The sequence below is a fragment of the Paenirhodobacter sp. CAU 1674 genome (genome assembly GCF_029222945.1).
Taxonomy (GTDB): domain Bacteria; phylum Pseudomonadota; class Alphaproteobacteria; order Rhodobacterales; family Rhodobacteraceae; genus Rhodobacter.
In genome coordinates this window covers 71,521-84,996 of record NZ_JARHUH010000010.1, presented here as the reverse complement: position 1 = coordinate 84,996, position 13,476 = coordinate 71,521, and the positions used below count along the sequence as shown (strand labels likewise).

The 13,476-nt window shown below is 65.7% G+C and carries 15 protein-coding genes; 11 read left to right on the top strand and 4 right to left on the bottom strand.

Annotation, left to right across the window (positions count from 1 at the left end):
• The first annotated feature begins 45 nt into the window (after positions 1–45).
• Positions 46–1,011 (top strand): phosphoadenosine phosphosulfate reductase, encoded by a 966-nt coding sequence (locus P2G62_RS14575; RefSeq protein WP_275735638.1) that lies wholly within the window; start codon positions 46–48, stop codon positions 1,009–1,011.
• Positions 1,012–1,066: 55 nt separating this feature from the next.
• Here the strand turns inward: P2G62_RS14575 and P2G62_RS14570 are convergent, their stop codons facing one another.
• The 3 genes from P2G62_RS14570 to P2G62_RS14560 all read right to left on the bottom strand — a co-directional run bounded on the left by P2G62_RS14570 (position 1,067) and on the right by P2G62_RS14560 (position 2,274).
• Positions 1,067–1,423 carry a hypothetical protein gene (locus P2G62_RS14570; protein ID WP_275735637.1) on the bottom strand — a complete coding sequence of 119 codons (357 nt, stop codon included), beginning with the start codon at positions 1,421–1,423 and terminating at the stop codon, positions 1,067–1,069.
• A 195-nt stretch (positions 1,424–1,618) separates the two neighbouring features.
• On the bottom strand, positions 1,619–1,843 hold the full coding sequence (locus P2G62_RS14565; protein ID WP_275735636.1) for a hypothetical protein: 225 nt from the start codon (positions 1,841–1,843) through the stop codon (positions 1,619–1,621).
• Between the two features lie 128 nt (positions 1,844–1,971).
• Positions 1,972–2,274 (bottom strand): hypothetical protein, encoded by a 303-nt coding sequence (locus tag P2G62_RS14560; RefSeq protein ID WP_275735635.1) that lies wholly within the window; start codon positions 2,272–2,274, stop codon positions 1,972–1,974.
• A 148-nt stretch (positions 2,275–2,422) separates the two neighbouring features.
• Here P2G62_RS14560 and pyrC point away from each other — a divergent pair, with 148 nt between their 5' ends.
• From pyrC to purF, 10 genes are all read left to right on the top strand, one after another.
• Entirely contained in the window at positions 2,423–3,463 is a 1,041-nt protein-coding gene (gene pyrC / locus P2G62_RS14555) for a dihydroorotase (protein ID WP_275735634.1), read from the top strand.
• Positions 3,464–3,578: 115 nt separating this feature from the next.
• Complete coding sequence (locus P2G62_RS14550) at positions 3,579–4,259, top strand: orotate phosphoribosyltransferase (protein ID WP_275735633.1); 681 nt, start codon at positions 3,579–3,581, stop codon at positions 4,257–4,259.
• A 244-nt stretch (positions 4,260–4,503) separates the two neighbouring features.
• Entirely contained in the window at positions 4,504–6,003 is a 1,500-nt protein-coding gene (locus P2G62_RS14545) for a replicative DNA helicase (RefSeq protein ID WP_275735725.1), read from the top strand.
• A 129-nt stretch (positions 6,004–6,132) separates the two neighbouring features.
• Complete coding sequence (gene alr, locus P2G62_RS14540; RefSeq protein WP_275735632.1) at positions 6,133–7,182, top strand: alanine racemase; 1,050 nt, start codon at positions 6,133–6,135, stop codon at positions 7,180–7,182.
• Positions 7,182–7,958 (top strand): ABC transporter permease, encoded by a 777-nt coding sequence (locus P2G62_RS14535; protein ID WP_275735724.1) that lies wholly within the window; start codon positions 7,182–7,184, stop codon positions 7,956–7,958. The genes alr and P2G62_RS14535 overlap by 1 nt, the downstream gene beginning before the upstream one ends.
• Positions 7,955–8,701: an ATP-binding cassette domain-containing protein gene (locus tag P2G62_RS14530; RefSeq protein WP_275735631.1), complete on the top strand. Its 747-nt coding sequence runs from the start codon at positions 7,955–7,957 to the stop codon at positions 8,699–8,701. The genes P2G62_RS14535 and P2G62_RS14530 overlap by 4 nt, the downstream gene beginning before the upstream one ends.
• A gap of 14 nt (positions 8,702–8,715) precedes the next feature.
• Positions 8,716–9,183, top strand: coding sequence for a paraquat-inducible protein A (locus P2G62_RS14525; RefSeq protein WP_275735630.1), 468 nt, complete (start codon positions 8,716–8,718; stop codon positions 9,181–9,183).
• Positions 9,184–9,304: 121 nt separating this feature from the next.
• Positions 9,305–10,672: a DNA repair protein RadA gene (gene radA / locus P2G62_RS14520; RefSeq protein WP_275735629.1), complete on the top strand. Its 1,368-nt coding sequence runs from the start codon at positions 9,305–9,307 to the stop codon at positions 10,670–10,672.
• 24 nt (positions 10,673–10,696) lie between these two features.
• The gene (locus tag P2G62_RS14515; protein WP_275735628.1) at positions 10,697–11,290 is read left to right on the top strand and encodes a CvpA family protein; all 594 of its coding nucleotides are present in this window, start codon (positions 10,697–10,699) and stop codon (positions 11,288–11,290) included.
• A gap of 124 nt (positions 11,291–11,414) precedes the next feature.
• A complete protein-coding gene (gene purF / locus P2G62_RS14510) occupies positions 11,415–12,899 on the top strand; it encodes an amidophosphoribosyltransferase (protein WP_275735627.1) in 1,485 nt (494 codons plus the stop codon).
• A 198-nt stretch (positions 12,900–13,097) separates the two neighbouring features.
• Here the strand turns inward: purF and P2G62_RS14505 are convergent, their stop codons facing one another.
• Positions 13,098–13,475, bottom strand: coding sequence for a cell division protein ZapA (locus P2G62_RS14505; RefSeq protein ID WP_275735626.1), 378 nt, complete (start codon positions 13,473–13,475; stop codon positions 13,098–13,100).
• Position 13,476: the final 1 nt, after the last annotated feature.

Sequence of the window (13,476 nt, the reverse complement as noted above, 5' to 3'; positions counted from 1 at the left end):
TAACCATTATCACACAGCCTCCGCAGCAGATCGCGGGAGGCTGGCATGACTGTCTTTGGGGAAGTTGGTAAAGAGATGCGCGAGTTGAGCGACAGCGAATGGCAACAAAAGCTCGAAGCCTTGGGCGACGAGGTCGGCTATTTCGAACGCTTGGGCAAATCGCACAGTGCGCTTCTGGCCGAGGATGGGCCGGTGCTGCTTGTCAGTTTCGAGGCGCGCGGCGGGATTCGCGCGCGCTCGGACGCACAGATGCCGCTGGGCTATACCGTCGCGCAGGCAGGCGGCTGGACCAGCCTGACGCTGATCTGCAGCCATGACACCTGGTTCCGCGATCCGGCCGTCTATGCCTATTTCGACCGGCTGGTGGACGAGGGGTTCTTCGAGGATTTCGACCGCGTGGTGTTCTACGGCACCGGGCCTGCGGGCTATGCCGCGGCCACGTTTTCCGTCACCGCACCGGGCGCCACGGTGATCGCCATTCAGCCCCAGGCCACGCTGGACCCGCGGCTCAGCGGCTGGGATGACCGTTTCACCGACATGCGCCGGACCTCGTTCTCGGATCGCTACGGCTTTGCACCGGACATGGTCGAGGGCGCAGATGCGGGCTATGTGATCTTCGACCCGCGGGTGACGCTTGATGCGATGCATGCGGCGCTGTTCTCACGCGCCCATGTCACATTGCTGCCTTGCCCCAATCTGGGCCTGAACATCGAACGGATGCTGAACGAGATGGACGCGCTGGAACCGATGCTGGCGTTGGCCTGCGCGGGGCGGTTCGATGCTGCGGCCTTCTGGCGGCTTTATCGGGCGCGACGCAACTTGCCCCGCTATCTGCGCGCGGTGGCAAACCGGCTGGAAAGCCACGAACGCCCCTATCTGGAGGCGTTGCTGTGCCGCAATGTGGCGCGTCGGTTGAACGGGCCGCGTTTCCGGTCGCGACTGACCACGCTGGAAGACCAGTTGCACGCGCAAGGCATCATCCTGCCCGAGGCGCTGCCGATCCCGGCCTGAACCGCATCGGGGCCCTCGCGGCAGCCCCGGCTGCCCGAAGCCAGCCCCGGGGTATCTAGGCGTTGGAGCGGGGATGGCCCTGATCTTCGGGGGCCTCTTCATCCTCTGCCAGATGCGAGACATGAGTATGCACATGGCGCGGCGCGCGCCCTGCGGTTTCGGGCGCGAACATGGGCGCGGGGGTGAAAACCTCAATGCTCGCCGGCGTCAGGCTCAGCCCCAAGGCGGACAGCGCCTGCATCAGCACCTCGTCGGCGCGCACCACCAGACGGTCATTTTCGAGCTGACAGGGCGCGCGGAATTGTCCGATGCACAGTGCCGCCAGCACCAGATCGCCGCTGACCTCGATCAGCTGCGCGCCCATATCGGTGGCGGCATCCGCGTTCGGGGACTGGTTCTGGGTTTTCGACATGGGGCCTCCTGATCGCGCTCACGAACCGGACACGAAACCCGGACGGGCGCATTGCAGGTGCAGTATCGGGCGCCGCGCCGTGCAGGGCAAGCCCAAACCGGCCGGAACGGAACGCCCCGGCGTCCCGCACCTGCGTGCCCTGTGCCGGAGTTCGCCCTCACACAGGCCCGGGCCGCGACGCCTTCCCGGCCCCTGTCAGACCCAGAACCGGTCACGGAAAACATGATAGACGATGCGATCGCGCGAGATCCCCTGCGCGGCCAGATCGGCATCGTCAAGCGCACGCAGTCGCGCGATTTCAGCGCTGCGCGACTGCTGTTCCATGAAACGCACAAAACCGGCGGACAGGGGGGCCAGCATGCGCTGCGCAGCCCTGGACAGGGCGTGGCCCTGCGGCATGGATGTCGTGGAAATGACCATTGGAAACCTCCTGAAAGATGTCAGGTTGCTTCCTCCCCAAGCGCAGAATACGTCAGCAATCCTGTCCCAGGCAGACAGTTTGTCGCAACCCGGCCATGCATGTGCGGCCGGGCATGACCCCGGATGGTTCAGCAGGAATAGGCCTGCGCGCGCACCACATAGACATCGGCGCCCGGCTCGACCTGTTCGAAGACGACCGTGTTGGCGCCATCTGCCCGGGCGCTCTCCATCACCTTGTTGCGGGCGTAGCGCACCCCCTGCTCGGCCAGCACCGGGCCATAGACCGCGGGCGTCATCGAAATATGGCTGATCAGGCGGCACGAACCGACTTCGGCGGCCGTGGCGGTGCGCACCTCGGGCACGCCGCGAAAGCCGGGGTCGTCACAGCCGGCCAGCGCCAGCACCGTGGCAATCAGGATCGGGGATTTCATTGCTGCTCTCCTCTTGACGGGAGACTTCATGCTGCCCGCGCCCGCGCCCCGCGGCAAGCCGCATGCAAACACATCGGCGCGATTGCGCCGAGGCTCTGCGGCGCTGATCCCACTGGATTTGGCCGCGGTCCCGGTGTAGGGCAAAACCATGACCCAGATCACGCTTCCCCGCCCCGACGATTGGCACCTGCATCTGCGCGACGGCGCCATGCTGCAAGGTATCCTGCCCGAAACCACGCGCCATTTCGCGCGCGCGATCATCATGCCCAATCTGGTGCCGCCGGTGGTCACTGCCGCACAGGCCGCCGCCTATCGCGACCGGATTCTGGCCGCCCTGCCCGAAGGGGCCGCGTTCGAGCCGCTGATGACGCTGTACCTGACCGAAACCACCGATCCGGCCGATGTGGCGGCTGCGGCGGCTTCGGGGCTGGTACGCGCGGTCAAGCTCTATCCGGCGGGGGCCACGACCAATTCGAATTCCGGCGTGCGCGATTTCGACAAGGTGCGTGGCGTTCTGGAAAAGATGGCCGAGATCGGCCTGCCGCTGTGCGTGCATGGCGAGGTCACGACGCCCGAGGTTGACATCTTCGACCGCGAGGCCGTGTTCATCGACACCGTGCTGGACCCGATCCGCCGCGCAACCCCGGGCCTGCGCGTGGTGATGGAACACATCACCACCAAGGATGGCGTGGACTATGTCCGCGCGCAGGGCGACGATCTGGGCGCGACGATCACCACCCATCACCTGATCATCAACCGCAACCACATCCTGGTGGGCGGGATCAAGCCGCATTACTACTGCCTGCCGGTGGCCAAGCGCGAGGAACATCGTCTGGCGCTGCGCGCCGCGGCGACCTCGGGCGAGGCACGGTTCTTCCTGGGCACCGACTCGGCGCCCCATGCCGACCACCTGAAGGAAAACGCCTGCGGCTGCGCCGGGTGCTTTACCGCGACCAACACGATGCAACTGCTGGCGCATGTGTTCGAGGAAGAGGGCGCGCTGGACCGGCTGGCCGCCTTTGCCGCGCAAAACGGCCCGGCCTTCTATCGTCTGCCGGTGAATACCGCGACGATGGTTCTGGAAAAGACCGATCAACCCGCCGAATGGCCCGAAAAGATCATCACCGGCGCGGGTCCGGTGACGGTTTTCAACCCGGGCTTCCCGGTTTATTGGCATGTGAAAGACTGATTTCTCCTGGCTCAAATACTCCCGCCGGAGGCATCTGCGGCCCGCCCGGGGGCGCCGCCCCCGGACCCCCGGGATATTTGAGCCAAAGAGAAAACGCCCTGAAAGGATAGTGACGATGATCCCCAGCTCCTTCCCCGCGAAAGAAGAGATCGCGCGCCTGACCGCGCGGATGCTTCTGGAAATCAAGGCCGTGCATTTCAATGCGGACGAGCCTTTCACGCTGGCCTCGGGCCTGCCCTCGCCGACCTATATCGACTGCCGCAAGCTGATCTCCTATCCGCGGATCCGGTCAACCCTGATGGATTTCATGGCCGTCACGGTGATGCGCGACGCAGGCTTCGAGGCGTTTGACAATATCGCCGGCGGCGAGACCGCAGGCATTCCCTTTGCCGCGATGGTGGCCGAGCGGCTGGCGCTGCCGATGACCTATGTGCGCAAAAAGCCCAAGGGCTACGGGCGCAACGCCCGGATCGAAGGCGCGATGAGCGAAGGGCAGCGCGTGCTGCTGGTCGAGGATCTGACCACCGATGGCGGCAGCAAGCTGAGCTTCGTCGATGCGATCCGCGAAACCGGCGCGAGCTGTGCGCATACGGCGGTGATCTTCTACTACGGCATCTTCCCCGAAACCGTGCCGACGCTGGAAGCGCATGGCGTGCAGCTGCACTATCTGTGCACCTGGTGGGACGTTCTGGCCGAGGCGCGCGCGCAGGGCAGCTTCAGCGAGGCGACCCTGAACGAGGTCGAGGCCTTCCTGACCAATCCGCGCCCCTGGCAGGAAGCCCGCAAGAAGGGCTGATCCCGCCGGATCTGATTTTTCAGGGGGCCGTTTTGTGGAACCTCCTGTGCATGAATTGTGGATAATTCACGGCGACTCGGTTATGGGTCTGTCCCCCTACCATATCTGGCGGGGGGCCCAGACCGTTTCCCCCAAAGACCGGCTAAGACGGTCTTTGGCAGCTTGGTTATCCACAAGGTTGCCCCCATTTTGGAATGAAACCGCGCTCCGTTAAGAGAGCCGCTTGCAGGGTATCGAGGCCGAGATGAACACCGCCGCCGCACTCCAGACCACCGCCGCCGCCCCGGAGGCCGCCGAAGACACGGTCGCGCCGCACAACATCGAGGCCGAACAGCAGTTGCTGGGCGCGATCCTGACCAACAATGACATTTACGACCGGATCGCCGCGATCGTGAAGGCCGAGCATTTCTACGAGCCCGTGCATCGCACGATCTTTGAAACCGCCGTTGCCAAGATCCAGAAGAACGCGCTGGCCTCGCCCGTCACGATCAAGGGCTATCTGGAAGAGGACGCCGGGCTGAAGGAACTCGGCGGGCCCGCCTATCTGGCGCGGCTGGCGGGGGCGGCGATCTCGTCCTATGCGGCGCGCGACTATGCGCAGATGATCCATGACCTTGCGCTGCGGCGCGAGCTTATCAAGGTCGGACGGGAATTGTCGGCCTCGGCCAGCAAGCTGGAGGTCGGGGTCGAGCCCGAGAAGCTGATCGTGGAGACCGAGGGCGCGCTTTACAAGCTGGCGGAAACCGGGGCATCCGAGAAGGGCTTCGTGAGTTTCCTCAAAGCGGTGACCGAGGCCGTGCAATCCGCCAACGCCGCCTATCAGCGCGAGGGCGGGCTGTCGGGCGTGTCGACCGGGCTGCGCGATCTGGACAAGAAGCTGGGCGGGCTGCACCCGTCCGACTTGCTGATCCTGGCCGGGCGTCCGTCGATGGGCAAAACCTCGCTGGCGACCAACATCGCCTTCAACATCGCCAAGGCCTACAAGCGCGGCATCCGTCCCGACGGCTCCGAAGGCGCGGTGCAGGGCGGGGTCGTGGGCTTCTTCAGCCTGGAGATGTCGGCCGAACAGCTGGCCGCGCGGGTGCTGTCCGAGGCCTCCGAAGTGCCCTCGGAACAGATCCGCCGTGGCGATATGTCCGAGGCCGAATTCCGCCGCTTCGTCGAGGCCGCCAAGGCGCTGGAAACCTGCCCGCTTTACATCGACGACACCCCCGCCCTGCCGATCAGCCAGGTTGCCGCGCGCTGCCGGCGGCTGAAGCGGACGCATGGGCTGGATGTGGTGATGGTCGACTACCTGCAACTGCTGCGCGGCACCGGCAAGGGCGACAACCGGGTGCAGGAAATCGGCGAAATCTCGATGGGTCTGAAAGCGATCGCCAAGGAGCTGTCGGTGCCGGTGGTCGCGCTGTCCCAGCTGAGCCGGACGGTGGAAAGCCGCGACGACAAGCGCCCGCAGCTGAGCGATTTGCGCGAATCGGGCTCGATCGAACAGGATGCCGACGTGGTGATGTTCGTCTATCGCGACGAATATTATAAGGAACGCGAGAAGCCCGGCGATCACGAGCTGGAAAAGATGGCCGCCTGGCAGCAGATCATGGAACAGGTCCATGGCAAGGCCGAGGTCATCATCGGCAAGCAGCGTCACGGGCCGATCGGCTCGGTCGAGCTGGCCTTCGAGGGCCGCTTCACCCGGTTCTCGGATCTGGCGAAACCCTGGCAGGGCGACGGCGGCGAGGGCTTCTGAGCCCCGCCCCCTTCAAACCCGCCATCTCCGCGCGCAGCCCCCTGCCCACCCGCCACACTCGCGTGAACGCGCGCCCCGTGGCCAGCCTTTCCGCTTGACCTCGGGCGCGCCGCGCAAGAAGAAAGTGGCATGGCACAAGCATCTCTTCGCATCGACATCGACGCAATTCTCGCCAACTGGCGGGCGCTGGACGCGCTTTCCGGGACGGCCACTGAAACCGGGGCCGTGGTCAAGGCCAACAGCTACGGTCTGGGGGCTGCCCGGATCGGGCGGGCTCTGGCCCGGGCCGGCGCGCGCAAGTTCTTCGTGGCCTCGGCCGAGGAAGGCGCGGCACTGCGTCAGGCCTTGGGCGAAGGCCCGGAAATCTTCGTCTTCTCCGGCCATATGGCGGGCGACACGGAAATGATCGGCGATCTGGGGCTGACGCCGATGCTCAATTCGCTCGATCAGGTCACGCGCCATTTCGAGGCGCTGCCGGGCTGTCCCTTCGGTGTGCAGCTTGATACCGGCATGAACCGGCTGGGCATGGAATCGGCGGAATGGCAGGCGGTGGCACCGATCGTCCTGGGATCGGAGCCCAGGCTCATCATGTCGCATCTGGCTTGCTCGGACGACCCCGAGCATCCGATGAACGCGCGCCAGCTGGCCGAGTTCCGCTATATGACCGACGGGCTCGATGTGCCGCGTTCGCTTTCGGCGACGGGGGGGCTGCTGCTGGGCCCCGAGTATCATTTCGACGTGACCCGCCCGGGCATCGGCCTGTATGGCGGCCTGCCCTTCGAACGCGCGCGGCCGGTGGTGCAGCTGTCGCTGCCGGTCGTGCAGATCCGCGAGGTTCCGGCGGGCGAAACCGTGGGCTATTCCAACGCTTTCGAGGCCGAAACCGATTGCCGTATCGCGACCGTTTCTGCGGGCTATGCCGACGGGCTGCACCGCACGCTGGGCGGGCGCGCAACGCTGTGGGCGGGTGATATCCCCTGCCCCGTTGTCGGCCGCATCTCGATGGATCTGATCACCGTCGATGTCTCGCATCTGCCCGAGGCGCCCAAGACACTCGACATCCTCGGGCCGCATCAGGGCCCCGACGATCTGGCCGATGTCGCCGGAACCATCGGCTATGAAATCCTGACATCTCTGGGCGCGCGCTATCAGCGCCAGTATGTCGAGGGAACGGCGTGATCGCGCGCGCGCTGGCGGCGCTTGGGCGCCCGGCGCTCGGCACGCTGGCCGCGCTTGGCCGCGGCGGGATCTTCGCCGGATCGGCGCTGAGCCACCTGCTGCGTCCGCCCTTTTACGCGCGCGAATTCTGGCTGTCGTGCATCCAGATCGGCTGGCTCTCGCTGCCGGTGGTGGGGTTGACGGCCCTGTTCACGGGCGCGGCGCTGGCGCTGCAAATCTACGCAGGCTCTGCCCGGTTTTCGGCGGAATCCGTCGTGCCCTCGATTACCGCCATCGGCATGGTGCGCGAACTGGGCCCGGTGCTGGGCGGGCTGATGGTGGCCGCGCGCGTGGCCAGTTCGATCGCTGCGGAAATCGGCACAATGAAGGTGACCGAACAGATCGACGCGCTGGTCACCCTGTCCACCCATCCGATGAAATACCTGACGGTGCCGCGGATGCTGGCCGCAACGCTGTGCGTGCCGGTTCTGGTCGGCATCGGCGACGTGATCGGCATCATGGGCGGCTGGATGGTGGGCACCGGGCGGCTGGGGTTCAATTCGGCCACCTACATGAAGAACACCTGGGAATATCTGGAGTTCTGGGACGTGGGCTCGGGCCTCGTAAAGGGCGCGGCCTTCGGCTTCATCGTGGCGCTGACCGGCTGCTATTACGGCATGAACTCGGGGCGCGGCGCGCAGGGCGTGGGGCGGGCCACGAAATCGGCGGTGGTCGCGGCCTCGATCGCGATCCTGGCGGCCAACTACCTGCTGACGGAGGTGTTTTTCGCGGCATGATCGAGATGCAGGGCGTTCAGAAATCCTTTGGGCCCAAAGTGGTTCTGCGCAGCGTGGATCTGACCGTTCCGCGCGGCGAAAGCATGGTCATCATCGGCGGGTCGGGCACCGGAAAATCGGTTCTGTTGAAATGCATCCTTGGGCTGATCCAGCCCGACGGCGGGCTGATCTCGCTTGACGGCCAGGATGTGGCGCAGGCCCCGCGCGACGCGTTTCTGGCGCGGTTCGGGATGCTGTTTCAGGGCGGCGCGCTGTTCGACAGCCTGCCGGTCTGGCAAAACGTGGCGTTCCGGCTGCTGCGTGGCTCGCTCAAGCGCCCGCAGGAAGAAGCCCGGGCCATCGCCATCGCGAAACTGCGCCGTGTCGGCCTTGGCCCCGATGTGGCCGATCTGTTCCCGGCCGAGCTGTCGGGCGGCATGCAAAAGCGCGTAGGCCTGGCGCGCGCCATCGCAGCCGAGCCCGAGATCATCTTCTTCGACGAACCGACGACCGGGCTCGACCCGATCATGGCGGGCGTGATCAACGACCTGATCCGCGAAATCGTGGTCGAGATGGGGGCGACCGCGATGACGATCACCCATGACATGACCTCGGTGCGCGCGATTGCCGACCGGGTCGCGATGCTGCATGACGGGCGCGTGCAATGGACCGGCACGATTGCGGAAATGGACGAAACGCCAGACCCTTATGTGCAACAGTTCATCCACGGCCGGGCCGAAGGGCCGATTGCCGCCCTGCGCTAGCCCCCGGAGGCGCGATGCTGAAATATGCCAATCTGAGCCTGCTGGTGCTGTTCCCGGTGGCATGGTTTGCGCCGCTCTTGCGCGCGGGCCTGCTGCCGTTCTTCGATCTCGACGCGATCTCGGTGGTGACCGGGCTGCAGGCGCTCTGGGCCAAGGACATCTTCCTTGCGCTGCTGGTCACGGTCTTCGCCCTGATCGCGCCAATGGCCAAGGTCGCGGGCGTGGCCCTGGTGCAGTTCGACCTGGCTTCCCCCCGCCTCTTGCCGCCGGTTCAGGCCCTGGGGCGGCTGGCGATGGCCGACATCTTCCTGATCGCGCTGTATATCGTGCTGGCAAAGGGCGTGGGCGTGGGCCGGATCGAGACCGGCTGGGGGCTTTACCTGTTCAGCTTTTGCGTGCTGGCCTCGCTGGCGCTGTCCCATCTGGCGCAGCGCAGATCCCGCGCGCAGGGGGCGCTGCCCCCTGACCCCCGGGATATTTGAACCAGAAAGAAGGCAGGGTCCGGTTTTCTTTCTGGAGGAAATATCCCGGGGGGAGGCCGCAGGCCGGGGCGCTGGCCCCCGCTGCCCTTGCCCTGCGCGCGCCCCTCTGACACAAAGGCCCATGGCCAAAGCACCCGCCCAGTTCACCTGCACCGCCTGCGGCGCCGTCCACAAGAAGTGGAACGGCAAATGCGATGCCTGCGGACAGTGGAACACGATCGTCGAGGAAGCGCCCCTGAGCAGCGGCCCGGCCTCGAAAACCCTTGGCGCCACGAAGGGCCGCGTGATCGCTCTGACCTCGCTGGCCACCGAAGAGGCGCCGCCGCCGCGCACCTGTTCGGGGCTGGCCGAGTTCGACCGGGTGCTGGGCGGCGGGCTGGTCCCGGCATCGGCGATTCTGGTTGGCGGCGATCCGGGCATCGGCAAATCCACGCTGCTGCTGCAGGCCGTGGCAAGTTTTGCCCTCAAGGGCCTGAAATGTCTGTATATCTCTGGCGAGGAAGCCTCGGCCCAGGTGCGCATGCGCGCACAGCGGCTTGGGCTGGCCGAGGCGCCGGTGCAACTGGGCGCGGAAACCAATCTGCGCGACATCCTGACCACGCTGGAGGCCGAGCGCCCCGATCTGGTGGTGATCGATTCGATCCAGACGATGTGGGCCGATCATGTCGACAGCGCGCCGGGCTCGGTCAGTCAGGTGCGCGCGGCCTGTCACGAGCTGGTGACCTTCGCCAAGAAGCGCGGCACCTCGGTCATTCTGGTGGGCCATGTCACCAAGGAAGGCCAGATCGCGGGCCCGCGCGTGGTCGAGCACATGGTCGACACCGTGCTGTATTTCGAGGGCGAGCGCGGCCATCAGTTCCGCATCCTGCGCGCGGTCAAGAACCGCTTCGGCCCCGCCGCCGAGATCGGCGTTTTCGAGATGACGGGCGGCGGACTGGCCGAGGTGGCCAACCCTTCGGCACTGTTCCTGTCCGAGCGTGGCACCGCGGTGCCGGGATCGGCGGTGTTTGCGGGCATCGAGGGCACCCGCCCGGTGCTGACCGAAATTCAGGCGCTAATCGCGCCCTCGCCGCTGGCCAGTCCGCGGCGCACGGTGGTGGGGCTGGATTCGGGCCGCGTGTCGACGATTCTGGCGGTGCTCGAAAGCCGCTGCGGCATTCCCTTCGCCGGACTCGACGTGTTTCTGAACGTCGCGGGCGGGATGAAGGTGCTGGAACCGGCCGCCGATCTGGCGCTGGCGGCGGCACTGCTGAGCGCGCGCGAGGATGTTGCCTTGCCGCCTGATATGGTGATTTTCGGTGAAATCAGCCTGTCGGCGGCCCTGCGTCCGGTGGGCCAGGCCGAAAACAGGTTGAAAGAGGCGGAAAAACTTGGTTTTTCACAGGCGATTGCGCCACAAGGGACCAAGGTCGAGAGTGGCGCCGGGATGCGGCTGCGCAAGTTGCCCGATCTCGTGACATTCGTTGGGGATATGTTCGGCGCAGGTTAGCGCCACCGAAAAACGCGGGGACGCATGGACGGGTTTACCATCGTTGACGCCATCGTGGCGGTCATCATCATTCTGTCGGCCATTCTGGCCTATAGCCGCGGCTTCGTGCGCGAGGGGCTGGCGATCGTCGGCTGGGTTGCCGCTGCGGTGCTGGCCTATGTGTTTGCCGACGCGGCCCGCCCGCTGATCGCGCAACTGCCGGGGCTGAACAAATTCCTGGGCGACAGCTGCGAGCTGGCGACGATCGGCGGCTTTGCCGCGGTCTTCGCGCTGGCGCTTGTCGTCTTCTCGATCCTGACGCCGCTGTTTGCCAGCGCGGTGCAGCGCTCGGCGCTTGGCGGGCTCGATCAGGGTCTGGGCTTCCTGTTCGGCGTGCTGCGCGGGGTGATCCTGGTCGCCGTGGCCTTTGTCGTCTATGACCGTCTGGTGGTGAACGAGGCGATCCCGGTTGTCGACGGCTCGCGCTCGGCCAAGGTGTTTTCGCAATTGAGCGGCCAGATGGACGAAACCATGCCCGAAGATGCCCCCGGCTGGATCGTCGGGCGTTATGAAAAGCTGGTCGAGAAATGCGCAGCCCCGGAAACGCCGGTGGCCCCGGTCACCCCGGCCTCGAACTGACGCATGGGCAACGCGCCGGAAATAGTGACGGTGCGATGACGGAATTCTCTGCGGGAGGGCTTAACACCCCTCCCGTTTCGCATTAAACGGGCCGGGCAAGCCCCCTGCATCAAGGACACCTTCCATGACCCAATCGGTGACCCGCTCGGCCAGCCCGTTCCTGTCGCATCCCTTCGACGATGACAAACTCAAGGAAGAATGCGGCGTCTTTGGCGTGATCGGCGTGGCAGATGCCGCGAATTTCGTGGCACTCGGGCTGCATGCGCTGCAACACCGCGGGCAAGAGGCGGGCGGCATCGTTGCCCATGATGCGGTCAAGGGCTTCAACTCGGCGCATCGCTTCGGCTATGTGCGCGACAATTTCACCAAGGCCAGCCTGATGGAAACCCTGCCCGGGCCGCTGGCCATCGGGCATGTGCGCTATTCCACCGCCGGGTCGAAAGCCGCGGTGATCCGCGATGTGCAGCCCTTCTTCGGCGAATTCTCGATGGGCGGCGCGGCGATTGCCCACAACGGTAACCTGACCAATGCCGAGGCGCTGCGCCACGAGCTGATCGAACGCGGCGCGATCTTCCAGTCCAGTTCGGATTCGGAATGCATCATCCACCTGATGGCCCGCTCGATCCAGAAGCACCACGCCGACCGGATCGCCGATGCGCTGCGCCGGGTCGAGGGCGCGTTCTCGGTGGTGGCGATGACACGCACCAAGCTGATCGGCGTGCGCGATCCGCTGGGCGTGCGCCCGCTGGTGCTGGGCCGTCTGGGCGACAACGGCTATGTGCTCAGCTCGGAAACCTGCGCGCTCGATATCATCGGTGCGGAATTCGTGCGCGAGATCGAGCCGGGCGAGATGGTCGTCATCCAGGACGGCAAGATCGAAAGCTCGCGGCCCTTCGGCCCCTCGAAAGGCCGGTTTTGCATCTTCGAACACGTCTATTTCTCGCGCCCCGACAGCATCATCGGCGGGCGGTCCGTCTATGAAACGCGCTTCCAGATCGGCGTGGAACTGGCCGCCGAAGCCCCGGTCGAGGCGGATCTGGTCTGCCCGGTGCCGGATTCGGGCACGCCTGCGGCGATCGGTTTCAGCCATGCCTCGGGCATTCCCTTCGCGCTCGGCATCACCCGCAACCAGTATATGGGCCGCACCTTCATCGAACCGACCGAGCAGATCCGCAACATGGGTGTGCGCCTCAAGCTCAACGTCAACAAGAGCCTGATCAAGGGCAAGCGCGTCATTCTGGTCGACGACTCGGTCGTGCGCGGCACCACCTCGCGCAAGATCAAGGAAATGATCCTGGATGCGGGCGCCGCCGAGGTGCATTTCCGCATTGCCTCGCCGCCGACCGCCTGGCCCTGCTTCTACGGTGTCGATACGCCCGACCGCGAGAAACTGCTGGCCGCGCGGATGAGCGAAGACGAGATGCGCGACTGGATCGGCGTGAACAGCCTGAAATTCATCTCGCTCGACGGGCTTTATCGGGCCGCGGGCGAGGCGCAGGGCCGCAACGCCGCCTGCCCGCAATATTGCGATGCCTGTTTCTCGGGCGAATACCCGATCGCGCCCTCGGACAAGATCGCGCATGGTTTCGAGATGAAAGCGGCGGAGTAAGTCCCGGCCGCCCCTTGGCGCGCCTTACTTCGGCGCGCCCCCTGCCCCGCCGCCTTCATCTGGAACGCAGCGGGTTTTGAGTATTTGGGCCAAGAAGAAATCAGCCGCAGGGCTTCACGATCCGCTGCGGCTTCTTCTTGGCAAAAATACTCAAACGCCGCGCCCACAGGCGCCGCCCGGATGAGGTGCGCTGCCCGCTCAGGCCTCTTCCTCGACCTTGTTGGCCAGCGCCTCGGCGCGCGCGGCGATTTCGGCCAGCGTATCGGTGACGGTGGCCGGGATCACCGGCACCTCGACCTTGGGCGGATCGGCGCGCAGGGCTTCCAGTTCCGCCTCGATCTCGGCGATCCGGGTCTGGGCCGCACGCAGCTGGTCTTCCATGCCCGCCGTCTTGTCGGCCAGCATCAGCCCCGACATCAGCAGCATCCGCGCATCGGGCATCCGGCCGATCTGGCTGAGCAGGACACTGGCCTCGCCATCCAGCATCGCAGCGGCGGTGCGCAGGAAATGTTCTTCGCCATCCTGGCAGGCCACATCGAACTCGCGTCCACCGACGATGATTCTCAGTTCCGGCATG

What these genes read in the sequence shown, in the direction of transcription:
- P2G62_RS14545 (WP_275735725.1), top strand. Translation starts at nt 4,504, where the DNA reads ATGAACACCGCCGCCGCACTCCAGACCACCGCCGCCGCCCCGGAGGCC.
- alr (WP_275735632.1), top strand. Translation starts at nt 6,133, where the DNA reads ATGGCACAAGCATCTCTTCGCATCGACATCGACGCAATTCTCGCCAAC.
- P2G62_RS14530 (WP_275735631.1), top strand. Translation starts at nt 7,955, where the DNA reads ATGATCGAGATGCAGGGCGTTCAGAAATCCTTTGGGCCCAAAGTGGTT.
- P2G62_RS14570 (WP_275735637.1), bottom strand. Translation starts at nt 1,423, where the DNA reads ATGTCGAAAACCCAGAACCAGTCCCCGAACGCGGATGCCGCCACCGAT.
- P2G62_RS14550 (WP_275735633.1), top strand. Translation starts at nt 3,579, where the DNA reads ATGATCCCCAGCTCCTTCCCCGCGAAAGAAGAGATCGCGCGCCTGACC.
- radA (WP_275735629.1), top strand. Translation starts at nt 9,305, where the DNA reads ATGGCCAAAGCACCCGCCCAGTTCACCTGCACCGCCTGCGGCGCCGTC.
- P2G62_RS14505 (WP_275735626.1), bottom strand. Translation starts at nt 13,475, where the DNA reads ATGCCGGAACTGAGAATCATCGTCGGTGGACGCGAGTTCGATGTGGCC.
- P2G62_RS14525 (WP_275735630.1), top strand. Translation starts at nt 8,716, where the DNA reads ATGCTGAAATATGCCAATCTGAGCCTGCTGGTGCTGTTCCCGGTGGCA.
- P2G62_RS14575 (WP_275735638.1), top strand. Translation starts at nt 46, where the DNA reads ATGACTGTCTTTGGGGAAGTTGGTAAAGAGATGCGCGAGTTGAGCGAC.
- pyrC (WP_275735634.1), top strand. Translation starts at nt 2,423, where the DNA reads ATGACCCAGATCACGCTTCCCCGCCCCGACGATTGGCACCTGCATCTG.
- P2G62_RS14565 (WP_275735636.1), bottom strand. Translation starts at nt 1,843, where the DNA reads ATGGTCATTTCCACGACATCCATGCCGCAGGGCCACGCCCTGTCCAGG.
- P2G62_RS14560 (WP_275735635.1), bottom strand. Translation starts at nt 2,274, where the DNA reads ATGAAATCCCCGATCCTGATTGCCACGGTGCTGGCGCTGGCCGGCTGT.
- P2G62_RS14515 (WP_275735628.1), top strand. Translation starts at nt 10,697, where the DNA reads ATGGACGGGTTTACCATCGTTGACGCCATCGTGGCGGTCATCATCATT.
- purF (WP_275735627.1), top strand. Translation starts at nt 11,415, where the DNA reads ATGACCCAATCGGTGACCCGCTCGGCCAGCCCGTTCCTGTCGCATCCC.